This is a genomic window from Burkholderia sp. Bmkn7 (assembly GCF_041103175.1).
In the GTDB taxonomy this organism is placed as follows: Bacteria; Pseudomonadota; Gammaproteobacteria; order Burkholderiales; family Burkholderiaceae; genus Burkholderia; species Burkholderia cepacia.
Map to the genome: position 1 here is coordinate 2,108,232 of NZ_JBGCUH010000002.1, position 21,092 is coordinate 2,129,323.

The 21,092-nt window shown below is 68.7% G+C and carries 20 protein-coding genes; 8 read left to right on the forward strand and 12 right to left on the reverse strand.

The features are described 5' to 3' along the window. Positions 1-20: 20 nt before the first annotated feature. From AB3K92_RS15370 to AB3K92_RS15380, 3 genes are all read right to left on the reverse strand, one after another. Positions 21-527 carry a PRC-barrel domain-containing protein gene (locus AB3K92_RS15370; protein WP_059492251.1) on the reverse strand — a complete coding sequence of 169 codons (507 nt, stop codon included), beginning with the start codon at positions 525-527 and terminating at the stop codon, positions 21-23. Positions 528-584: 57 nt separating this feature from the next. Continuing rightward, the gene (locus tag AB3K92_RS15375; RefSeq protein WP_021162006.1) at positions 585-1,016 is read right to left on the reverse strand and encodes a CBS domain-containing protein; all 432 of its coding nucleotides are present in this window, start codon (positions 1,014-1,016) and stop codon (positions 585-587) included. A gap of 363 nt (positions 1,017-1,379) precedes the next feature. Then, the gene (locus AB3K92_RS15380) at positions 1,380-1,628 is read right to left on the reverse strand and encodes a hypothetical protein (RefSeq protein ID WP_021162008.1); all 249 of its coding nucleotides are present in this window, start codon (positions 1,626-1,628) and stop codon (positions 1,380-1,382) included. Positions 1,629-1,769: 141 nt separating this feature from the next. On the opposite strand from AB3K92_RS15380, the gene AB3K92_RS15385 reads away from it, so the two are divergent. The 5 genes from AB3K92_RS15385 (at position 1,770) to AB3K92_RS15405 (ending at position 7,858) form a co-directional block, all read left to right on the forward strand. Next, complete coding sequence (locus tag AB3K92_RS15385) at positions 1,770-2,069, forward strand: hypothetical protein (RefSeq protein WP_369465363.1); 300 nt, start codon at positions 1,770-1,772, stop codon at positions 2,067-2,069. Positions 2,070-2,375: 306 nt separating this feature from the next. Further along, on the forward strand, positions 2,376-2,687 hold the full coding sequence (locus tag AB3K92_RS15390; protein ID WP_042977308.1) for a hypothetical protein: 312 nt from the start codon (positions 2,376-2,378) through the stop codon (positions 2,685-2,687). Between the two features lie 201 nt (positions 2,688-2,888). Then, positions 2,889-3,770: a MipA/OmpV family protein gene (locus AB3K92_RS15395; RefSeq protein WP_021162747.1), complete on the forward strand. Its 882-nt coding sequence runs from the start codon at positions 2,889-2,891 to the stop codon at positions 3,768-3,770. Positions 3,771-3,866: 96 nt separating this feature from the next. Next, positions 3,867-5,561 carry a VRR-NUC domain-containing protein gene (locus AB3K92_RS15400; protein ID WP_369465364.1) on the forward strand — a complete coding sequence of 565 codons (1,695 nt, stop codon included), beginning with the start codon at positions 3,867-3,869 and terminating at the stop codon, positions 5,559-5,561. Continuing rightward, a complete protein-coding gene (locus AB3K92_RS15405) occupies positions 5,558-7,858 on the forward strand; it encodes an ATP-dependent DNA helicase (RefSeq protein WP_369465365.1) in 2,301 nt (766 codons plus the stop codon). The genes AB3K92_RS15400 and AB3K92_RS15405 overlap by 4 nt, the downstream gene beginning before the upstream one ends. A 13-nt stretch (positions 7,859-7,871) precedes the next feature. Here AB3K92_RS15405 and AB3K92_RS15410 read toward each other — a convergent pair whose 3' ends face one another. Both AB3K92_RS15410 and AB3K92_RS15415 read right to left on the reverse strand, forming a co-directional pair. Beyond that, positions 7,872-8,642, reverse strand: a complete 771-nt coding sequence (locus AB3K92_RS15410; protein ID WP_021162744.1) for an IclR family transcriptional regulator C-terminal domain-containing protein — start codon at positions 8,640-8,642, stop codon at positions 7,872-7,874. After that, on the reverse strand, positions 8,639-8,872 hold the full coding sequence (locus AB3K92_RS15415) for a hypothetical protein (RefSeq protein ID WP_369465366.1): 234 nt from the start codon (positions 8,870-8,872) through the stop codon (positions 8,639-8,641). Before AB3K92_RS15415 ends, AB3K92_RS15410 begins: the two co-directional genes overlap by 4 nt. Positions 8,873-9,027: 155 nt before the next feature. Between AB3K92_RS15415 and AB3K92_RS15420 the strand changes: the two genes are divergently transcribed. Then, the gene (locus AB3K92_RS15420) at positions 9,028-9,639 is read left to right on the forward strand and encodes a hypothetical protein (protein ID WP_021162742.1); all 612 of its coding nucleotides are present in this window, start codon (positions 9,028-9,030) and stop codon (positions 9,637-9,639) included. 110 nt (positions 9,640-9,749) lie between these two features. Here AB3K92_RS15420 and AB3K92_RS15425 read toward each other — a convergent pair whose 3' ends face one another. Beyond that, entirely contained in the window at positions 9,750-11,051 is a 1,302-nt protein-coding gene (locus tag AB3K92_RS15425; protein WP_059591134.1) for a UDP-N-acetylglucosamine 1-carboxyvinyltransferase, read from the reverse strand. 205 nt (positions 11,052-11,256) lie between these two features. Further along, entirely contained in the window at positions 11,257-12,564 is a 1,308-nt protein-coding gene (gene shiA, locus AB3K92_RS15430; RefSeq protein ID WP_369465367.1) for a shikimate transporter, read from the reverse strand. 355 nt (positions 12,565-12,919) lie between these two features. On the opposite strand from shiA, the gene AB3K92_RS15435 reads away from it, so the two are divergent. After that, positions 12,920-14,047: a 4-hydroxyphenylpyruvate dioxygenase family protein gene (locus AB3K92_RS15435; RefSeq protein WP_021162738.1), complete on the forward strand. Its 1,128-nt coding sequence runs from the start codon at positions 12,920-12,922 to the stop codon at positions 14,045-14,047. A gap of 46 nt (positions 14,048-14,093) precedes the next feature. Here AB3K92_RS15435 and AB3K92_RS15440 read toward each other — a convergent pair whose 3' ends face one another. The 5 genes from AB3K92_RS15440 to AB3K92_RS15460 all read right to left on the reverse strand — a co-directional run bounded on the left by AB3K92_RS15440 (position 14,094) and on the right by AB3K92_RS15460 (position 19,490). Beyond that, positions 14,094-15,329: an NADH:flavin oxidoreductase gene (locus AB3K92_RS15440; RefSeq protein ID WP_369465368.1), complete on the reverse strand. Its 1,236-nt coding sequence runs from the start codon at positions 15,327-15,329 to the stop codon at positions 14,094-14,096. A gap of 177 nt (positions 15,330-15,506) precedes the next feature. Continuing rightward, positions 15,507-16,847, reverse strand: coding sequence for a type II toxin-antitoxin system HipA family toxin (locus AB3K92_RS15445; RefSeq protein ID WP_369465369.1), 1,341 nt, complete (start codon positions 16,845-16,847; stop codon positions 15,507-15,509). A 2-nt stretch (positions 16,848-16,849) separates the two neighbouring features. Further along, positions 16,850-17,278, reverse strand: coding sequence for a helix-turn-helix domain-containing protein (locus AB3K92_RS15450; RefSeq protein WP_369465370.1), 429 nt, complete (start codon positions 17,276-17,278; stop codon positions 16,850-16,852). A 152-nt stretch (positions 17,279-17,430) separates the two neighbouring features. Continuing rightward, positions 17,431-18,555: a bifunctional 3,4-dihydroxy-2-butanone-4-phosphate synthase/GTP cyclohydrolase II gene (gene ribBA / locus AB3K92_RS15455; RefSeq protein WP_048024702.1), complete on the reverse strand. Its 1,125-nt coding sequence runs from the start codon at positions 18,553-18,555 to the stop codon at positions 17,431-17,433. After that, positions 18,552-19,490 (reverse strand): alpha/beta hydrolase, encoded by a 939-nt coding sequence (locus AB3K92_RS15460; RefSeq protein ID WP_124466301.1) that lies wholly within the window; start codon positions 19,488-19,490, stop codon positions 18,552-18,554. Before AB3K92_RS15460 ends, ribBA begins: the two co-directional genes overlap by 4 nt. Positions 19,491-19,771: 281 nt before the next feature. Here AB3K92_RS15460 and AB3K92_RS15465 point away from each other — a divergent pair, with 281 nt between their 5' ends. Further along, positions 19,772-20,962, forward strand: coding sequence for a LuxR family transcriptional regulator (locus AB3K92_RS15465; protein WP_021162732.1), 1,191 nt, complete (start codon positions 19,772-19,774; stop codon positions 20,960-20,962). Positions 20,963-21,092: the final 130 nt, after the last annotated feature.

Sequence of the window (21,092 nt, forward strand, 5' to 3'; positions counted from 1 at the left end):
CGGCGTGACCGGCGATCGCGTTACCGCTTGCCGCCTTTCGTACCTTCCGGACCTTCCGGCGACGCCTCGTACGGCGGCGAGTCGAGCGCCGTTTCGCCTTCCTCGATGAGCCAGTACGGCGAACTGCCGTAGTACGCGTGCAGTGCCTCGGCCCAGTCCGGATCGGCCATTGCCGGCCAGCGATTCCTGTCGAAGCCGGGGGCTTCGCGCACCCGTTCGGTGGCCACGGGCAGCACGAAGCATTGGCGCTCGACGTCGAGCACGAGTACGTTCCACGGCACTGCGAGCAGCTTGTCGCCGATCCCCGGCTCGCCGCGTGACGAAACGACCGCGTACGCGATGCGGCCGGAACGCACGTCGAGCATGATGTCGTCGATCTGGCCGATGTCGTCGCCGTCCATCGTCAGCACGCGATCGCCTTCGAGCGTGCGGGCGGCCATCACGTCGGGCCCCGGCCCGCCGCCGGCCGTGCGGCGGTCGTTGCCGACGATGCGCGTGTCGTCGCGCGACGGTCTGTCGGTTGTCATCGAACACCTCCTGGTCGAAGCGGCACCCGGGCGGGTCGCCGATATGAACGGCGCCGGTCAGCGTCGGCGCGGCAGCGACACGTCCTCGAGCGTATTGGCCAGTTCGTCGCGCTCGGGGCCGCCCGCGCGCGTCGCGATGTCGCCGAGCGACACCATGCCGACCAGCCGCCGGTGACGGTCGAGCACTGGCAATCGATGCAGCTGCACGTCGGCCATCCGCTGCTGGACGTCGCCGACACCGTCGTCCTCGACGCACCATTGCACGGGCATGGACGCAACCGCCTGCACCGGCGTATCGAACGAATGGCCGTGCGACAGCCCGCGCACCGCAAGGTCGCGGTCGGTCACGATCGCGACGAGTTCGTCGCCGTCGCAAACGGGCAGTACGCCGATATCGAAGCGCCGCATCAGCTCGGCCGCGTGGCGAATCGTGTCGGTCGGCGCGACGCACACCACGTCGCGCGACATGATCTCGGTGACGCGATACATGAAGCCTCCTTCGTGAGCGGGACGATGTGCAAGCAGATGGCGTGCCGCGCGCGTAACTCACACGCCAGGGCACACGCCGGGGCACACTCCGGGCCTCGACGGCCCTGCGACGGAGAAATTTGCCAGCCCGCTTGTACATCTTCCACGGCGCAAGCCGCGAACGGGCCGTACAGGGTGTCAGTGGCCGATGCCCGTCATCGCGACGATCGCGAGCACCACTGCGCTTTCGATTGCCGCCAGCGCCGCGACGCCGGCGGCGCCGCTGATTTCATGCCATCTGCGTTCAAGGCGTTTCATCAGATCAACTCCGGATTGCTCCGGCGCGCCGCTGCGCCGCCGCGCAGCGCGAGCCGGGTGCCGCCGTCAGCCGTGATCGCGGGGCGGGGAAGGAACGTGCGGCGCGCGGCGTTCGTGCTCGCCGGACGGCCTGGCAGGGTCGATACGGGTCGCGCCGCCAACGGCGGGCGGGTCGCTGGCCGGAAACGTCTCCTCGAGTCCCTCGTCGATGCGCTCCTCCGTCTTGTCTTTCGACGGCGGGCGCGACGTGGCGAGCCAGAGCAGTCCGGCAGCCGGTGGCACGGCGTGGTGGCGGCCGGGGGCGTGAACGGTCATGGTCGAACCTCCTTGATGACGATTGAAGGCGCAAGCGCCGTGCCCGTCATGCATCGGCGGTACGGCGCTTGCGCGCCGGGGGCGGCGGACGGGATGCGGCCACGCGGCACGCGCCGTCGGCAGGAACGAGAGGACAACGTGATGGATGCATCCAGGGAAAGGATACGTTACGACGCGAACGTATGCGGCAGCGATTTCGGTCACGTGCGCGAGCGCTTCGACACGTGGAAACGCGAATCGCTGGTCTACCGGCCCGAGCGGCGCATGTTCGACGGCAAGGACGAGGTGCGCGAACTGAACCGTACCGTCTACGACAGCCCGGCGCGCGCGCAGCGGGCGCTCGTCGGGCAATGCGCGCCGTCCGACCCGTACGCGCTCGCGGTGCGACTGACCGCGGAGGGACGCACGATGTGGCTGGTGATGGCGGCCTACGACGACTGAGCGAAGCCGCCGACGGGCGCGGCGCGACAGCAGGCATGCTGCTTGCGCGCTCGCCGCGCCATCGAAATGCGCACGCCGCCGCGCAGGAGCGACATGAAGACACCATCCATGCTGCACCGCCCCGAGCCGACGACTCCCGACGTCGACCCGGACCCGCCGCCGCCCGGACACGACGATCCGGTCGACCCGCCGGTGCCTGACGGGCTGCCGCAGGGCGACCCGCCGTCGAACCCGCCGCCGATGCGGATGCCGGGCGGAAGCGGTGCGCCGCGACCGGCCGCGCGAACCTTGAAAAGGAGGACCGTCATGGACATTCACGTGCAATCGCCAGACAAGCGCGCGATCGCTCAGGTGCTGGGCCGCTATTTCGAATCGCGTTCGCTGCGCTATCACATCGAGGAACTGCCGGGCGGCGTGCTGCAGATCGGCTTTCGCGCCAGCGGGCGCCCGGTTGCCGTCACCGTGTCGTTCGACGATGCCGCGTACGACACCTATACGCACTGGGATGCGAGCCAGAAGCAGCTGGCGCTCGGTCGGCTCGCCGACGGCTTCTCGCGGATGATGTCGTCACGCAGCCCGGCCGCGCTGGCGGGCGACTATCACGTCGAACGATTCTGATTCGTCCCTGCTTCGCCGCTATCCCCGCGCGGGGCAAAGTGCCCGCGCGCAGCGGGCGCTTTGCGTCTGCGTGCGCGTCGCGTAGGATGTCCGTTAATTCAGCACACGCTACGTTCGCGCCGCAGCCTGGCAGCCGCTGCGGCCGAAGAGGCGCGATGCGCTTTCCCTCAGGTTCGTTTCACGCAACCGACGGAGACCACCTTGGCCACAGTTGCTCGCCTGTTGCTGTCACCCGGCGCTCGCCGGTTCGTTTCCGGCCTGTCGGCATGCGCGGCGCTTGCCGCGGCCGGCACCCGCGATGCGTCGGCCCAGACGCCTTCGCCGCTCGGCGAGTGGCAATACTCGGCGGGTGTGCCGCTCGAAAAACTGTTCGACCCGAACATTTCCACGTGGAATATCAGCGTGGGCGCCGCGATGACGCTGCAGCCGCGCTATGCGGGCTCCGACCGCTATCGCGTGATGGGCGGCCCGAACCTCGACATCCGCTATCGCGACCTGTTCTTCCTGTCGACGGGCGAGGGGCTCGGCGCGAACGTGCTGCGCGGGCCGAACTGGCGCGTGAGCCTGTCCGTCGGTTACGACCTCGGGCGCCGTTCGGCCGACGATATCCAGCACCTGAACGGCCTCGACAACATCAACGCGGCACCGGTGATGAAACTGGCGGCCGATTACGTGATCTCGAAGGAGTTTCCGCTCGTGCTGCGCGCGGATATCCGGCGCAGCATCGGGGGCTCGAACGGCTGGGTCGGCGATTTTTCCGCGTACATGCCGCTGCCGGGCAGCAACGAGCATTTCTTCTGGTTCGCGGGGCCGACCGTGTCGTTCGCCGATTCGCGCTACATGAACAGCTGGTTCGGCGTGAACCAGGGAGCCGCCGCGCGTTCGGGGCTGCCGGCGTATTCGTCGGGGGCCGGGATCAAGTCGTACGGTGCGGGCGTGACCATGGCCTGGTTCGTGAACAAGCACTGGTTCATCACGATCGACGGCGCGATCGAGCAGCTCGTCGGCCGCGCCGCACGCAGCCCGATCACGCAGCAGTCGACCAACGGCGTATTCGACATGTCGGTGAACTACCAGTTCTGAGCACGGCCGGGCAGCAGGGAGGCGATCGGGGCAGCGGCATTTTCCGTCACATTTGATATGATTCAGACCTGTACAAATGTACAGTGATCGATCCCCGTGACGCCTGCTTCGCCGACGCCCCCGGCGTTTTACTACCTGACCAATTTCGAACGCGCGCTGGCCTGGCTCGGCGCGCGTTACGACGACCTGTTCGATGCGCACGAGCACGCGTTCGTCCGGCAGTTCACCGCGCTGCCGCAGGCGTCGCGCGCGCTGCTCGTCCGGATGCTGATGCGCAACGGGTCCGATTTCCGCGCGAGCAAGCTCGTGTACGACGAAATCGGCTGCGCGCTCGACGCGGCCGCACCGCTCGTCGAACTCGGCTGGGTCGATCCGGCCCCCGCGCTGACGCTCGACGAACTGTTCGCGCTGTCGACCAAGGCCGATCTGCTGCGTATCTTCCCGGCACTCGCTGCGCATGCGGGCGAGCGCAAGGCCGAGTGGCTCGAACGGCTGCGGCCCGCGCACGACATCGCGCAGCCGCTCGACGCGTGGTGCGCGCAAGCCGGCGACCGCGTGCTGCGCGTGACGGTCGGCGCGCTGTGCGACCGGCTGCGCCTGATGTTCTTCGGCAATCTCCACCAGGACTGGAGCGAATTCGTGCTCGCCGATCTCGGCGTGTTCCAGTACGAAAGCGTGCCGATCGCGCCGTCGTCGCGCGCGTTCCAGCAGCGCGGCGACGTCGACGCGTATCTCGCGCTGCAGACGTGCCGCGATGCGCTCGACGCTTGGCCCGACGATCTGCCGTTCGACGACCTGGTGCGCGCGATCGATGTGGTCGGCTGCGCGCAGCCCTGGCTCGCGACGCGTCGCGCGAAGCTGCTGTTCGCCCTCGGGCAGACGTGCGAGCGCCGGGCGGACTGGGCCGGCGCGCTCGACGCGTATGTGCGCAGCGCCTGGCCGGGCAGCCGCCATCGTCGCATCCGCGTGCTCGAACGCTGCGGGCGTGACGACGATGCGCTCGCGCTGGCGCTCGAGGCGCGCGGCGGTTTCGAGAGCGACGAGGAGCGCCAGCGTGTCGAGCGCATGCTGCCGCGCCTGCAGCGACGCCTCGGCCAGCGCGTCGAACGCGCGGCCCCTGCGGCAGACGTGCCGCGCGAAACGCTCGTGCTCGCGCGCCCCGATGCGTTCGTCAGTGTCGAATTCGCGGTGCGCGACCATCTGGCGCTACCGGCTTCGCCGGTTCATTACGTCGAAAACACGCTGATCAATTCGCTGTTCGGGCTGCTGTGCTGGGAACCCGTGTTCGCCGCGGTACCCGGCGCGTTCTTCCATCCGTTCCAGCGCGGCCCGGCCGACCTGCACGCGCCCGATTTCGCCGCGCGCCGCGCGGATGCATTCGCCGCGTGCTTCGCGCAACTCGATTCGGGCGCTTATCGAGAGACGATTCGCCGGCACTTCGTGACGAAAGCGGGGCTGCAATCCCCGTTCGTGTTCTGGGGCGTGCTGAGCGACGCACTGCTCGACGAGGCGCTTGCGTGCCTGCCGCCGGAGCATTTGCGGCTGTGGTTCACGCGCCTGCTCGCGGATATCCGCAGCAACCGTTCGGGGCTGCCCGATCTCGTCCGCTTCTGGCCCGGCGAGCGCCGCTACGAACTCGTCGAGGTGAAAGGCCCCGGCGACCGCCTGCAGGACAACCAGACGCGCTGGCTCGCATACTGCGTCGCGCACGGCATTCCGGTGCGCGTGATCGATGTCGAGTGGGCCGGCGCGGACGTCGCGCCCGTCGAGGCGGCGGGCCTGTCCGCATGAGCTACGTCGTCGCGGTGCGGGCGATGTGCGAGTTCACCGCGCGGCGCGGCGATCTCGACCTGCGCTTCACGCCCGCGCCCACCGCGCTCGAAGGCATCGCCGGCCACGGCGCGGTGACGTCGAACCGTGGCGCACGCTACGAAACCGAGATCGCGCTGACGGGCACGTGGGGCACGCTCACCGTGCGCGGCCGCGCGGACGGTTACGATCCGGTGGCGAACCGCCTCGAGGAAATCAAGACCTTCCGCGGCAGCCTCGACGCGATGCCGGCCAACCACCGCGCACTGCACTGGGCGCAGGCGAAGGTCTACGCGCACCTGATGTGCGACGCGCGCGATCTCGCTGAAATCGACGTCGCGCTCGTCTATTTCGACATCGTGTCCGAGCGCGAGACGGTGCTGACGCAAACGCTGGGGGCGGCAGAGCTCGCGGCGTTCTTCGCCGAGCAGTGCGCCTGCTTCGTCGGCTGGGCCGAACGCGAGACGGCGCATCGCGCGGCGCGTGACGCGGCGCTGCGCGCGCTCGCGTTTCCGCACGGGCAGTTCCGCAGCGGCCAGCGCGAGCTGGCAGTGGCCGTCTACCGCGCGGCCCGCGACGATCGTTGCCTGATGGCGCAGGCGCCGACCGGCATCGGCAAGACGCTCGGCACCGTGTTTCCGCTGCTGAAGGCCTGCGGCGAGGGCGAGCTCGACCACGTGTACTTCCTGACCGCGAAAACGCCCGGCCGCGCGCTCGCGCTCGAAGCGGCGACGACGCTCGGCGCCGGCACGCCCGCGCTGCCGCTGCGCGTGCTGGAACTCGTTGCGCGCGACAAGGCGTGCGAGCATCCCGACAGTGCGTGCCACGGCGAGTCGTGCCCGCTCGCGAAGGGCTTCTACGACCGGCTGCCGGCCGCGCGCGACGCGGCGATCGAGGCCGGGCTGCTCGACCGCGACACCGTGCGCGCGGCCGCGCTCGCGCACGACGTCTGCCCGTATTACCTGTCGCAGGAACTCGCGCGCTGGTCCGACATGGTGATCGGCGACTACAACTACTACTACGACGGCAGCGCGATGCTGCACACGCTCGCGCAGCAGAACCAGTGGCGCGTCGGCGTGCTCGTCGACGAAGCGCACAACCTGCTCGATCGTGCGCGCAAGATGTACAGCGCATCGCTCGATCCGTTCGCATTCGCGGCCGCGCGCGAGGCCGCACCCGCCGCGCTTCGCAAGGCCTTCGACCGGCTTGCCCGCGCGTGGGGCACGGTCAATAGCGCGCAGGCCGAGCGTTATGCCGCGTATCCGGAGATACCGGGCCCGATCGTGTCGGCGTTGCAGAACCTCGTCGCGGCGGTCGGCGAGCACCTGGCCGACGCGCCGCGCGCGAACGGCGACGCGCTGCTGCGGTTTCATTTCGAGGCGATCCAGTTCGGCGTGCTTGCCGAAGCGTTCGACAGCGCGTCGATCTTCGACGCGACGCTGCACGGCGAACCGATGCCGCGCCAGCCGGCGCTCGACGGCGTTGCGTCGGCCGGCCGCCGGCGCCGCGTCCAGTCGACGCTCTGCGTGCGTAACGTGATTCCGGCCGGCTTTCTCGCGCCGCGCTACGAAGCCGCGTGCGCGACCGTGCTTTTCTCGGGCACGCTGAGTCCGTTTCATTTCTACCGCGACACGCTCGGGTTGCCCGGCGACACGGGCTGGCTCGACGTCGACGGGCCGTTCCGCGCCGAGCAGCTGACGGTGCGCGTCGCGAGCCACGTGTCGACCCGCTGGCGCGACCGCGACCGGTCGCTCGAACCGATCGTGGACCTGATCGCCGCGCAATACGCGACGCGGCCCGGCAACTACCTCGGGTTCCTGAGCAGCTTCGACTATCTGGGGCGCGTGGTCGCGCTGATGCAGGCACGGCACCCGGACGTGCCCGTCTGGGCGCAGGCGCCCGGCATGACGGAAGGCGAGCGCGACGCGTTTCTCGCGCGCTTCGACGCGGGCGGGCGCGGCGTCGGCTTCGCGGTGCTGGGCGGGGCGTTCTCGGAAGGCGTGGACCTGGTCGGCGAGCGGCTGATCGGCGCGTTCATCGCGACGCTCGGGCTGCCGCAGGTCAACGACGTCAACGAGCAGATGCGGCGTGCCATGGACGCACGCTTCGGCAACGGCTACGACTACATGTACCTGTATCCGGGCTTGCAGAAGGTCGTGCAGGCGGCCGGGCGCGTGATCCGCACCGAGCACGACGAAGGCGTCGTGCATCTGATCGACGACCGCTACCGGCGGCGGGAGGTGCGCGATCTGCTGCCGCGGTGGTGGCGGATCAAGTGACGGGGGCGCGTCGTTACAGCACGTTGAGCATCGCGAGCGCGGCTTCCTGCAGATGCGGCAGCACGCGCCGCACGGCCGCGTCGGTCGTCTCCGCACCGATCGGCATGTTCGTGCTCAGCGCGGCGACCACTTCGCCGTGACGGTTCTTCAGCGGCACCGCGATCCCGCGCACGCCGACCTGCAATTGCTGTTCGATCGCCGCGAAACCGGCGTCGCGTGCCTGGTCGACCTGTTCGAGCAGGCGCGCCTTGTTGGTGACCGTGTGCGGCGTGAACGGCGGCAGTTCGGTGTCGTCGAGCCATGCGCGCACGGCTTCGCGATCGGGATGGTGGGCGAGCAGCACGACGCCCGGCGACGTGAGCGGTGCCGGCACGCGCGCGCCGAGCACGAAGCCGGTCGTCATCACGCGCGACACGCCGTTGCGCGCGATGAACACGAGCTCCCAGCCGTCGAGCACGCTCACATACGCCGATTCGTTCAGCGACGCGCTCAGTTGCTGCAGATAGGGCTGGACGGTGCGCGGCAGGCGTGCCGAATCGAAGTACGACCAGCCGACCCGCAGCACGCGCGGGGTGAGGCCGTACAGCTTGCCGTCGGTGTACACGTAGCCGAGCGATTCGAGCGTCAGCAGGTAGCGCCGCGCGGCCGTGCGCGTGAGGCCGGTGCGCGCGGCGGCCTGGGTGGGCGTCATGCGCGCGTGCTGGCTGTCGAACGCCTCGAGGATCGCCAGGCCTTTTTCGAGGCCGGCAATCCAGTCGCGTCGGTCGAGTTCGGGCTTTTTCATCGTCGGAAGGTGGCGTCTCGGTGCGCGGTAATCGCGCGTGAGTGGGCGATTATCGCGCGAAATTCACCGGAGGCGATCGCCAACCTGAAGGCGTCGATCGAGTCGACGATTTCGATTTTGGCCGTGATCGAGCGCGTGACGCCGATCGACCTCGGCGGTGGCGTGAAGGGAGGGAAACCGGGTATTCGCCGAAGATCGGCCCCGATCATGAGCGCGTACAGGCTGTACATGGCGCTCGGCGATACGCAGAGCTACCGGATCGGCGCTGACATGCGCGACCTGTGTGGAAGACATGCCGCAGGCCTTGCCGCTGTTCCGCTGCATTGCCGGGACGATCTCGCTGGCGAAGGCGCGCTAGAATCGCCGGCTCAACTGGACCACAACAATGAAAATTCGCGAATCCGTGTTGGCCGTGCTCGTCGCGGCCGTGCCGCTGCTTGCCGCGGCGAATCCTTCGTCCGGCACGCCCCTCCCGAAGCCGTCCGTCGACGTGCGTGCGTGGCCGCGCATGACGTCGCCGAAATTCGGCTGTTACGTCGAAACAACCTTCGGCTACCGTGACAAGCGCTTCAATTGCGCGCTGAAGAAGTACCGGAATACCGGCGATGCGTGCGGAAACACGAAGGCCTACTACGAAGGCCCGGTGTTCCCCGACCGGCTCGCGGCCAGCGTGCATCCGCTCGCGACGAAGGTCGAACTGGACTGGGAGCACGGCGATCTGCAGATGGTCACCGTCACGCTCAAGGGAACCTGGAACGAAGCGGACGTGCGCAAGGCGTTCGGGCTGCCGCGCGCGGAAGCGCGCCAGCTGACCGACGCGGAGTTGCGCTCGGCGCCGGGCAACCTGATGGACACGAGTGTCCAGTACCCGTCGTCCCCGCTCGACGAAAGCCTGGCGAAGCGCCCGAGCAACCCGGCGCGCGGGACGACGGCCGTGATGCTCTACGGGTTCGACCACATGGGCGCCGGCGATGCCGATTGCGGGGGCGGCGAGTAACGGGGGAGCGCGCGGCGGGAGAGAGACGGGAGAAGGCGGCTGACACAGCCGCCAACCGGGTGCGGGTGGCGGTACGGCGCTCGTGTGGCGTACGCCGTACCTTCAGGGTCTTACTCGCTGCTCGTCCATTCGACGTTCGCGCCGACCGAGCGCAGGTTCTCGACGAAATGCGGATGCGCGCGGCGGATCGGCAGCGCGTTCATGATTTCCGAGCGGCCTTCGATGCTCGCGGCCACCATCAGCAGCGCGATCGCGACGCGGATGATGTACGGGCTCTCGACGCGGGCCGGCGTCAGTTGCAGCCCGCCGAACGTGATCAGCCGGTGCGGATCGGACAGCAGCACGTGCGCGCCGAACTTCGACAGTTCGCCGGACCAGCCGAGCGCACCGTCGTAGACCTTGTTCCAGAACATCGCGCTGCCTTCCGCGCGCACGCCGAGTGCGATGAAGATCGGCAGCAGGTCGACCGGCAGGTACGGCCACGGCGCGGCTTCGACCTTGGTGAGGATGTTCTGCGTGAACGGCCGGCGCACGCGCAGCGGGCCGTCGCGTTCCGCGCGCGACCAGCCGTCGCGGTGCGTGACGTTGACGCCGAACTTCGCGAACGTGCGGTCGATCAGCGGGAAGTGTTCGGGCGACGAGTTGCGTACCGTGATGTCGCCGCCGGTGATCGCGCCGAGCGCGAGGAACGTCGCGATTTCGTGGAAATCCTCGGCGAAGCGGAACTCGCCGCCGCCGAGCTTGCCGCCGCCCGTCACGCAGAGCCGCGACGTGCCGATCCCCTCGATCGCGACGCCGATCATCGCGAGGAACTGGCAGAACTCCTGCACGTGCGGCTCGGACGCGGCGTTCATCAGCGTGGACGTGCCGTTCGCGGTCGTCGCGCACAGCGCGAAGTTTTCGGTGGTCGTCACCGACGCGTAGTCGAGCCAGTGATCGTTGGCCGTCAGCGGGCCGTCGGTGCGGACGATCAGCGAATCGGGCGTGCGCTCGATGTGCGCGCCGAAGCGCTCGAACACCTCGACGTGCGGATCGATCTCGCGCACGCCGAGCGTGCAGCCCTTCACGTCGTTCTCGAGGCGCGCGACGCCGAAGCGCGCGAGCAGCGGCGGAATCAGCATGATCGACGAGCGCATCGCTTCCGGCAGCCGATGGACGGCCGGATCGAATTTCGTGTCGCGATGGTGGAGTTCGAGCAGGCCCGTCGTGAAGTCGACCGACACGTCGCTGCCGAGCGTGCGGAAGATGTCGAGGATCTTGCGCACGTCGGTGATGTCCGGCACGCCGACGAGGCGCAACGGCTGGTCGGTCAACAGGGTGGCGCACAGGATCGGCAGGACGGCGTTCTTGTTCGCGGACGGCTTGATGTCCCCGCGCAGCGGAGTGCCGCCGTGGACGATGAGATTCGACATGATATGGGGGCGTATCGGTGACTGACGTAGGCCCATATGATGCCATTGGTCGGCGGGCGGCGTGGAATGTTCAGAGGGGAAAAGGGGGAATCAGGGCGTATAACTGACAGTGTTTGACGTCGCGCGCACGACGAGCGACGCCGTTGGCGGCCGCCATCGAGCGATGCGTGATGGCCGGCCACGGTGGGGGCCGGCCATCGGGTCGTTACTGCGCTGCCCGCATCCGCGCGGCGACGATCAGCGAGATCAGGCAGCCCACCGCGAGATAACCGGCGACGAGGTGCCACGAGCCGCCTGCCACGCTGACGAGGCCGACCGCGATGAACGGCGTGAACCCGCCGCCGACCACGCTCGCGAACTGGTAGCCGACGCCCGCGCCGCTATAGCGGTATTCGGCGCCGAACAGCTCGGTGAACAGCGGCTGCTGGACGCTCACGACCATGTCGTGCGCGGCGTTCGCGAGCAGGATCGAGAAGATCACGATCCACGCGATCGACCGCGCCTCCAGCGCGAGGAAGAACGGCACCGCGGACGCGACGCCGATCAGCGCGCCGATCAGGTAGATGCGGCGCAGGCCGTAGCGGTCGGCCAGCCATGCGAAACACGGGATCGTCACGCAGCTCACCGCCCCCACCAGCAGGCCGATGTTCAGGAACAGGTCGCGCGACATGCCGAGGTTCGTCGTCGAATAGCTGAGCGCGAACGCGGTGACGATGTACATCGTGAACAGCTCGGCGAGCCGCAGCGCAACGATCAGCAGGAACGCCTTCGGATGGCGCGTCAGCGCCTCCAGCACCGGCAGGCGCAGCTTGCGGTTGCCGTGTTCGACCTTCTCGACGAACTCCTGCGATTCGTCCATGTTCTTGCGCACCCACAGCCCGATCAGCACGAGCACGATGCTGAACACGAACGGCAGGCGCCAGCCCCACGACTTGAACGCGGCCTCGCCGAGCGTATGGCTCAGGATCGACACGATGCCCGTGGCCAGCACGAGGCCGACGCCGTAGCCGACCTGCACGCCGCTGCTGTAGAACGCCTTCTTTTGCCTCGGCGCGCTTTCGACGGCCATCAGCGCCGCGCCGCCCCATTCGCCGCCGACCGCGAACCCCTGGATCGCGCGCATCAGCACCAGCAGCACGGGTGCCCACCAGCCGATCGTCGAGAATGCCGGCAGCAGGCCGATTGCGACCGTCGACAGCCCCATCAGCATCACCGTCAGGACCAGCATCCGCTTGCGGCCGAGCCGGTCGCCGTAGTGGCCGAACACGACACCGCCGAGCGGCCGGAACAGGAAACCGACGCCGAAGGTTGCGAACGCCGCGAGCGTGCCCATCGTCGGGCTGACTTTCGGAAAGAACTCGGAATTGAATACCAGCGCGGCGACGATCCCGTACAGCAGGAAGTCGTACCAGTCGACAACGGCGCCGACGAAGCTGCCGATCGCGGCCTTGCGGGCCTGGCTGCGGACGCGGGCGCTGGCGGCGGCGTCGAGGGTGTCGAAGGTTGGGGTCATGGCGGTGTCTCCTGGCACGGCGCATCGTGGAATCGTGGCGGCGCCGCGTCCGATGCTGCATTGAAGTCGATGAGTGAACGGAGAATAGGGCGCGCGCCGTACGGCGGCAATTGGCCAATCGGACAAGATGCGCGATTATCGTACAAGTCCGTGCGATTATCGAACGCTTTTCGGGTTTGCACTAGGCGGTGCGACGATATCCCGTTTGGCCAGGGTGTGCCGCCGTGAACGATCTGGTTAAAATCTGCAGCATTGAGAACTTGCCCGTTCGGAGCGGATGCGGTCGCCACGTTGGCCGCGCTTGCCGCCAGCGACGGGCGCCATCCCCATCGAACGCATGCCCCCGGAGACTGGAATGCCCGGCAATTCCCACCCCCTGTCCAGCGATACGCCGCCCGTTGCCGATCCGGCTGCCAATCCGCTCGGGATGGCCGGCCTCGAATTCGTCGAATTCGCGGCGCCCGTGCCCGAGGCGCTTGCTCAGCGCTTCGAGCAGCTCGGGTTCAAGGCGATCGCGCGGCATGTCAGCAAGAACGTCACGCTCTACCGGCAAGGTCAGATGCATTTCCTGATCAACGCCGAGCCCGATTCGTTCGCCGCGCGCTACGCGGAGGAATACGGGATGGGTGTCTGCGCGATCGGCCTGCGCGTGGCCAGTGCCCGGCGCGCGTTCGAGCGGGCGATCGAGCTCGGTGCGTGGGCGTTCGAAGGCGAGAAGGTCGGGGTCGGCGAGCTGAAGATCCCCGCGATCCAGGGCATCGGCGATTCGCACCTCTATTTCGTCGACCGCTGGCGCGGGCGCGACGGCCAGCGGGGCGGCGTCGGCGACATCTCGATCTTCGACATCGATTTCCGGCCGATCGACATCGCGACCGCGCATACCGATCTCGACTGCGTGGGCGTCGGGCTGCAGCAGGTCGATCATTTCACGCAGACCGTCGGCGCGGGGCGCATGCGGGAGTGGCTGGATTTCTACCACGACCTGCTGCATTTTCGCGAGATCCACGAAATCGACGCGCACTGGCATGTGTCGGAGGAATCGCGTGTGATGGTGTCGCCGTGCGGCGCGGTGCGGATTCCGGTCTACGAGGAAGGCACGCGGCGCACCGAGCTGATGCACGCGTATCTGCCCGACCATCCGGGCGAGGGTGTGCAGCACGTCGCGCTGGCGACCGACGACATCCTGTCCTGCGTCGATGCGCTGCGGGCGAACGGCGTCGAATTCATCGAGCCGCCGGCCCGCTATTACGATGACGTCGACGCGCGGCTGCCGGGGCATGGTGTCGATCTCGACGCGCTGCGCCGTCGCGCGGTGCTGGTCGACGGCGAGATCGGCGGCGACGGCGTGCCGAGGCTGTTCTTCCAGACCTTCGTCAAGCGCCGGCCCGGCGAGATCTTCTTCGAAATCGTGCAGCGCAAGGGGCACCACGGGTTCGGCGAAGGCAATCTCGCGGCGCTCGCCCGCGCGCGCGACGCCGGCTGAGCAGCGTCGGCGCCCGCATCGGGCGTCCCGCGCCCCGCGTCGCGCCTCACGTGCCGGCGGCCGGCACCCGGTTCGGCGCGGGGTCGTTCGGCTCGTGCAGGACGCACGCGGTGCCGCCCGGCGTGTACATCGACACGACACAACGGTTGCACGACGTGCAGCCCGACTGCGCGAGCCGGCCGTCGCGCAGTCCGTTGACGAAATCCGGCTCGAACACGAGCGCGCGGGCGAGCGCGACCGCATCGAACCCTTCGCGCATCGCCAGCTCGACGTTCCCGCGCGAACGTACGCCGCCGAGGTAAGCGAGCGGCATCCGGACGGACGCGCGCACCTTCCTCGAGTGCTCGAGGAAATACATCTCGCGAAACGCGCCCATCTTCGGCTCGGTGAGTTTTTGCAGCGCCATCGCCGCGCGCACGATTGCGTTGTCGGCGTTCGCGCGCGCGTCGCCGGGCAACGGGCTGCCGAACAGCTGCCACACCGATTCGACGTTCATCCCGCCGCTGAGCACGAGCAGGTGCGCGCCTTCGGCTTCGAGCCGCCGCGCGATCTCGCATGCGTCGTCGGCGGTTCCGCCGCCGCGAACGCTTTCGGTCACGCCGATCTTGCAGATGACGGCGAGATCGCGGCCCACCGCGTCGAGCACGCGGCGCAGCACCTCGGCCGGGAAAGCGGCACGCCGTGCCGCGTCGCCGCCGTACGCATCGCGGCGGCGGTTGTACAGCGGCGACAGGAACTGGCTGAGCAGATACCCATGCCCCATGTGGATCTCGACCGCATCGAAGCCGGCGTCGCGCGCATGGCGTGCGGCCTGCGCGAATTCGTCGGCGATCGCGGACATCTGGTCGCGCGTCATCGCCTGCTTCAAAAAGCGGCCGCTCATCACGCCGACCTTGTTGAAGCCGCCCGATGCGCTCAACGGCCGCCGGGTCGACAGCGACGGCAGGAACGTGAAGCAGCCGCCGTGCGTGATCTGCGCGGAGGCGGCGGCGCCGTGGCGATGGACGGCGTCGGTCAGCGCGCGGAACTGGCGGACCGTCGGCACGTCGAGCCGTGCCTGGTCGACGAACGTGCGTCCGTCGTCGCTGATCGCGCAGTACGCGACGGTCGTCAGCGCGGCGCCGCCTTCGGCGATGCGTTCGTGAAAACGGACGAGCGCGCGCGACGGCACGCCGTTCGGCGTCATGCCCTCGTTGGTGGCTGACTTGATCAGGCGGTTGCGCAGCGTCAGCGGGCCGATCTGCAGCGGGCTGAACGCGGTCGTGAGGTCGGCGGATTCCATGAGGGGGCGGGGGCGGGATTGGGCACGGCGACCATTGTGCGGCGGTGGCGCGGGGGCGCATCGTCCGGGTGGACGAGCCCGGCACAATCCGTTCCGGGCGCGCCCCGATTCAGTACATCGAAGCGCGCCACCGGACGCCAAAGCCCGCCGCGAACCCGACCGTCTCCCGTCGATCCGTCACGCGAGATCGCCTGCCTTGAGCTTGCGGACCTGACGACGCATCCCGTCGAAGATCGCATCCGCCACATCCATCGGAAATTCCGCCGGGATCTGCGCCGCGGCTTCCGCGATCGCAGGCTCCGTGCGAGCGACGACGGCCGCCATCGCGGCGCGCACGTCGTCTTCGGTCAGGCCGACGCGCCGGCCCTGCGCGACCCAGTGGCGCGGCTGTATTTCGCCGATCACGTAGTGCCGGTTCTTCCCGCACACGGCCATCGCGAGCCGCGCGCGGCGCGGCGGAAGCTGGTTGCGGCGCGTGCCGATGATCGGATGCGCGGACAGCACGTCGTATAGCGGCGTGCTGCGGTACGTGTTGCCGGGCAGGTGCGCGATGCTGAAGTTCTTCGCATGCCCGTCGATCGCCGCCAGCACCCAGAACACGAGCTGCGCGACGAAGAAATTCATCCGGTCGGGCGCGGCGTCGGCCGAATTGGCGAGGATGCCCATGATCGTGTCGATGCCCGGGCCGCCGTCGGATTCGTATTTCGCGGCCGACGGCGTGCCGGTCGCCTGGCACATGTCCTCCTGCGGCAACCGCAGAATCCACGTGCGGTCGCGCGAAGCACGCCGGTCGAAGCGCTCGACGATCAACGCCTTCTGGTCGTCGAACCGGCCGATGTCGCACGCCGCGACCGGCAAGCCGTACGCGGCGACGAGCTTCGCGCACAGCCATTCGTTTTCGACGGACGTCCGCATGTCGGCCTGCATGTTCCCGACACGCCCGAGCGGCAGCTTGAAGATGTGCGTCGTCGGCGTGCTGCCCGACGGCCGCAGCCAGCGGTTTCCCTGGCGCAGCAATGCCGTCTTTTCCTGCGCGCCGGCAATCGACAGGCGCAGGTCGCCTTCCGGCTCCGCATGGCCGGGCAGCGGCGCGGCGGTCGCGTGGCGCAGCACCTCGGCGACGGCCGCATCGTCGAGCGTCACGCCGTCGATCGTCTCGAGATCGATGGGCGTTTCGCCGGGCGGCAGCATCTGGATCGCGCCGACGCAATCGCGGCCGATCGACGCGAGCAGCTCGAACGGCGCCGTCGACCGGAGCCGGTAACGCTGCGCGATGCGGCGGCGGATCGGCTCGCTGTCCGGCAGCAGGTTGTCGAAATAGTCGGCGACGATCGCGCCCTGGTGCGGCTGGTTGCCGGGCGTGAAGGGCAGCGACAGCGACAACGGCCGCCCCTGTGGATCGTCGAGCCAGGCCGGCAGGTAGACGAGACGCTCGACGCCGCGGCGGACTTCCCAGTAACCCACCGGAATGCCGTTCATCCACAGGTCGAGCCGGTCGTGACGGGCACGCATGGCCATCGTCACCAGTCCTCCCGCTTCGAAACCCGTGGCTTGCCGGGGGTCACCGTCGCGGGCCGCTTGCGCGCGGCGCCGGCCGCAGGCCGGGCTGGTTTTTTGGCGGCCGTGGTGCCGCGCGCCGCATCCGGCTTGCGTTTGCTCGCGGCGGGTTGGCGAACCGCCGGCGCGGCATCGGCATCGGGCGCAGGATCGGCCGATGCCGCCGAAGCGTCCTGCGTGCCCAGCGCGAGCGTCATGCGCACGCCGAGCGTGTTCAGCACCTTGAAGAGCCGCTCGATGCTGACCGCCGACGGGTTGGCTTCGAGCTGCGCATAGGATTGCTGCGTGACGCCCAGGCGGGCGGCCAATTGCGCCTGCGTGAGCCCCGCGGATTTCCGGAAGCCGACGAGTATCGGACGCAGCTGGGTCAGGGTCTGGACAGGAAAGGCCATCGGGCGCTCCGCGGAATGACAGGCGATCGTTTGTAATCGGAAAATACAATCTACAGCATGTATTGTCAAAATACAAACCAAAGGCTGTATTCAACAAAAACAAACGATAGCCTGTCAAGCGGGCAACCCACCGACCATCCCGCGCCAACGCGTCACGCCGCTCGCAGCGGATTCGCATGCGCGCTTCGCACGCTTTCCGGATCGTCGTCGCCGAGCGGAATGAACGCCATGATCTCCAGGTCGTGTCCCGACAGCGCGGGCAACCGGAACGGGCTCGACAGCACGTTCAGCCGCCGCACGCCGAGCTCGCGCAGAATCTGCGAGCCGATTCCCGTCACGCGTCCGTCGCGCCGCGCATGGCCGGCCGGCATCCGCATCGCGTCGCCGCGCATGTCGCAGTCGAGCAGCACCGCGACCCCGCAGCCGGCCGCGTCGATCCGTTGCAGCGCGGCATGCAGCGGCCACGAATGCGCGGACGGCTCCGCATCGAGCAGGTCGAGCAGCGAATGGCATTCGTGCACGCGCGTCAGCACCGGCGTCGACGGATCGGGCTCGCCGCGCACGAGCGCGAGATGCGGCGCGCCGTGCACGGTGTCGCGATACTCGATCGCACGGAATCGTCCCCACGGCGTATGCAGCGGCCGCTCGCCGACGCGTTCGACGAGCGATTCGTGTTCGCGCCGGTAATGGATCAGGTCGGCAATCGTGCCGATCTTCAGCCCGTGATGCGCGGCGAACGCCTTCAGCTCGGGCAGCCGCGCCATCGTGCCGTCGTCGTTCATCACCTCGCAGATCACCGATGCGGGCGTGAGCCCCGCGAGCGCCGCGAGATCGCAGCCGGCCTCGGTGTGTCCCGCGCGCACGAGCACGCCGCCCGGGCGCGCGGCGATCGGGAACACGTGGCCCGGCTGGACGAGATCGTCGGGGCGGGCGCCCGCCCGCACCGCCGCGCGAATCGTATGCGCGCGATCGGCCGCCGAAATGCCGGTCGTCACGCCTTCGGCCGCTTCGATGCTGACGGTGAACGCGGTGCCGAACGGCGTACCGTTGTGATCGGCCATCGGCGGCAGGCGCAACTGCTCGCAGCGCTCGGCGGTCAGCGTCAGGCAGATCAGCCCGCGCCCGAAGCGCGCCATGAAATTGATCGCTTCCGGCGTCACGTGATCGGCCGCGATCACGAGATCGCCTTCGTTCTCGCGATCCTCTTCATCGACGAGCAGGACCATCCGCCCCGCACGCAGCTCGTCGACGATCTCCAGCGTGCCGGCGACGCTCATGGCGCCTCCGTCGCGTCGAACGCGCGGCGCAGCGCGTCGGCGCCGAAGGTCAGCACGCGGTCGGCCGCATCGATCGCGCCGAGCATGCTGGCGAAACCGTGAAGCTGGCCCGGCCAGCGCACGACGGTCACCGGCGTGCCGGCCTGCGCGAGACGCAGCGCATACGCTTCGGCCTCGTCGCGCAGCGGATCGAATTCGGCGCTGACGATCGTCGCCGGCGCCGCGCCCGCGACGTCCGGCGCGGCGAGCGGGCTTGCAAGCGGCGACGCGCGATCGGCGCCGTCGTCGAAATAGTGGCGCTTGAACCAGCGCATCATGTCCGCCGTCAGGAAATAGCCGTTGCCGAGCGTTTCGTACGACGGATGCTCGGTCGCGCAATCGACGACCGGATACAGCAGCAACTGGTGCGCGATCGCGATGCCCGAGCCGCGCAACTGCAGCGCGGCGACCGCCGCAAGATTGCCGCCGGCGCTGTCGCCAGCGACCGCCAGCGCGCCGGCGCGTGCGCCGAGATCGCGCGCGCTGGCGGCGGCCCACCGCACGGCGTCGCATGCGTCGTGCGCGGCGGCCGGGAAACGCGCCTCGGGCGCGAGCCGGTAGTCGACCGACAGCACGAGCGTGCGCGCACGGGCCGCGAGGCTGCGGCACAGGTTCGCGTGCGAATCGATGCCGCACGCGACGAAGCCGCCGCCGTGGAAGAACACCGTCAGCGGCAAGGGCCCGTCGGCAGCGGGCCGATACAGCCGTGCGGACAACTGACGGCCCGATGCGGGAATCCGCCAGTCCTCTTCGGCGGCGACGGCATCGCCCGGGGCGAATGCGCCGCCGGCGGCGAGACTCGCGCGATACGCGGGAACGGTGAGCTGCGCGAAATCGATCGCGGGTGCCTGGGCGAACGCGGCGAGCAGCGCCTGCGCCTGTGGGTCGAGCGGCATGGGGACTCCTGTCTGAATCGGATGCGGTTTGAATCAGGTAAACCCGTGTCGCGGTTTTCCCTGAGTCCGCGCCGGACGCTTGCCGGCACGGCCTGACGGGCATTCCAGCGTAGCGGGCAGGGCGCCACATCATCCGATCGGACGATGGTTGGTTCGCCCGGATGGCCAATTCTCACCATTCAGTGAATCTCCCGATGACGCCGGAATTTAGACGCGTCTTAATCATGGCGGCGCGGTTGGGTCGCGTCGGAAACATGTCGTATGGAGGATGGAGCGTGCTGATGGAGACGAGATGGGCTCCGCAAGAGAGCCAGGCAACCAGTGACGAAGCCGACATCGGCGTCGCGGATTTCAGCGAGCTGATGGCGCGCATCTACCAGGGCCCGCTGGAAACGCCGCCGTGGGCGGGCGCGCTCGAGCTGGTTCGCCGGTTGCTGCAGGCCAACTACGTGACGCTGATCCTGCGTGCGGCCGCGAGCGACCGCCGCGCGCCGCTGTCCGTGCACGCATCGGAATACGGCCCGGTCGTGCCGGGTGACGGCGAAGCGTCGTACAACAACTATTACTATTCGCTCGATCCGTTCGTCGGCCTGCCGGCCGATCGCGTGGTCACCGTCGACGACGTGTTCGGCGACACGGGCTGGCTGTCGAGCGAACTGTACAAGCAGTTCCTGAAGCCGCAGGACGTGCGCTACATCCTCGGCGCAGACCTGCGCACGCCGTCGGGCGTCGAGTGCCGGTTCCGCGTATGCCGCAACCATGCATCGAAGCAGTTCTCCGCGCGCGACAAGGCGATCTGCGCGTTGCTGCTGCCGCACCTGAAGCGTGCGGTCGAGCTGCATTCGAGGCTCGACACGGCCGAGGTCGAGCGCTCGATCTACGCGAACGCGATCAACCGGATGCAGATCGGCACGATCACGCTCGACGAGAACGGCACGATCATCGACATGAACAGCGTCGCCGACGAGATCCTGAAGCAGAACAACGGTCTGACGATTGCGCGCGGCACGATCGAGGCGACCGACGCGCAGGAGAACCGCACGCTCAAGCGGCTGATCCGCCACGCGGTGATGGGGCACCACGGCACGGCCGCGGCGACCGTCGAGGCGATGCCGATCACGCGCAGCTTCGACAAGCCGCGCCTCGGGCTGCTGGTGCGCACGGTGCTGCTGTCCGACTGGTCGGAGGACAACAAGCGGCGGCCGGCCGTCACGCTGTTCCTGCGCGACCCCGACCGCAAGCCGCAAGGTGCGCAGGAAATCATCCGCAAGCTGTTCGACCTGACGCCCGCCGAGACGTCGCTCGCGTTGCTGCTGACGAACGGGCTGACGCTCGAGGAGGCCGCGGAGGAATCGGGGATCAGCAAGAACACCGCCCGCACGCACCTGCGGGCGATCTTCTCGAAGACGGGCGTCACGCGCCAGGCGACGCTCGTGCGGATTCTGCTCGGGAGCGTCGTGCCGCTCGGGTAAGCGACGGCCGACGCCGATTCATCGGAACCGGCCGCATTCGTCCGGCGATACATCGACAACGATCGACGCGTCACGCGTCACGCCGTGGCGGCGACATCATGCGAAAAGGGCTCGCACCCGCGCGAGCCGC

Coding starts and splice junctions, on each gene's coding strand:
- AB3K92_RS15370 (WP_059492251.1), bottom strand. CDS start 527: ATGACAACCGACAGACCGTCGCGCGACGACACGCGCATCGTCGGCAAC.
- AB3K92_RS15375 (WP_021162006.1), bottom strand. CDS start 1,016: ATGTATCGCGTCACCGAGATCATGTCGCGCGACGTGGTGTGCGTCGCG.
- AB3K92_RS15380 (WP_021162008.1), bottom strand. CDS start 1,628: ATGACCGTTCACGCCCCCGGCCGCCACCACGCCGTGCCACCGGCTGCC.
- AB3K92_RS15385 (WP_369465363.1), top strand. CDS start 1,770: ATGGATGCATCCAGGGAAAGGATACGTTACGACGCGAACGTATGCGGC.
- AB3K92_RS15390 (WP_042977308.1), top strand. CDS start 2,376: ATGGACATTCACGTGCAATCGCCAGACAAGCGCGCGATCGCTCAGGTG.
- AB3K92_RS15405 (WP_369465365.1), top strand. CDS start 5,558: ATGAGCTACGTCGTCGCGGTGCGGGCGATGTGCGAGTTCACCGCGCGG.
- AB3K92_RS15410 (WP_021162744.1), bottom strand. CDS start 8,642: ATGAAAAAGCCCGAACTCGACCGACGCGACTGGATTGCCGGCCTCGAA.
- AB3K92_RS15415 (WP_369465366.1), bottom strand. CDS start 8,872: ATGTACAGCCTGTACGCGCTCATGATCGGGGCCGATCTTCGGCGAATA.
- AB3K92_RS15420 (WP_021162742.1), top strand. CDS start 9,028: ATGAAAATTCGCGAATCCGTGTTGGCCGTGCTCGTCGCGGCCGTGCCG.
- AB3K92_RS15425 (WP_059591134.1), bottom strand. CDS start 11,051: ATGTCGAATCTCATCGTCCACGGCGGCACTCCGCTGCGCGGGGACATC.
- shiA (WP_369465367.1), bottom strand. CDS start 12,564: ATGACCCCAACCTTCGACACCCTCGACGCCGCCGCCAGCGCCCGCGTC.
- AB3K92_RS15435 (WP_021162738.1), top strand. CDS start 12,920: ATGCCCGGCAATTCCCACCCCCTGTCCAGCGATACGCCGCCCGTTGCC.
- AB3K92_RS15440 (WP_369465368.1), bottom strand. CDS start 15,329: ATGGAATCCGCCGACCTCACGACCGCGTTCAGCCCGCTGCAGATCGGC.
- AB3K92_RS15445 (WP_369465369.1), bottom strand. CDS start 16,847: ATGGCCATGCGTGCCCGTCACGACCGGCTCGACCTGTGGATGAACGGC.
- AB3K92_RS15450 (WP_369465370.1), bottom strand. CDS start 17,278: ATGGCCTTTCCTGTCCAGACCCTGACCCAGCTGCGTCCGATACTCGTC.
- ribBA (WP_048024702.1), bottom strand. CDS start 18,555: ATGAGCGTCGCCGGCACGCTGGAGATCGTCGACGAGCTGCGTGCGGGG.
- AB3K92_RS15460 (WP_124466301.1), bottom strand. CDS start 19,490: ATGCCGCTCGACCCACAGGCGCAGGCGCTGCTCGCCGCGTTCGCCCAG.
- AB3K92_RS15465 (WP_021162732.1), top strand. CDS start 19,772: ATGGAGACGAGATGGGCTCCGCAAGAGAGCCAGGCAACCAGTGACGAA.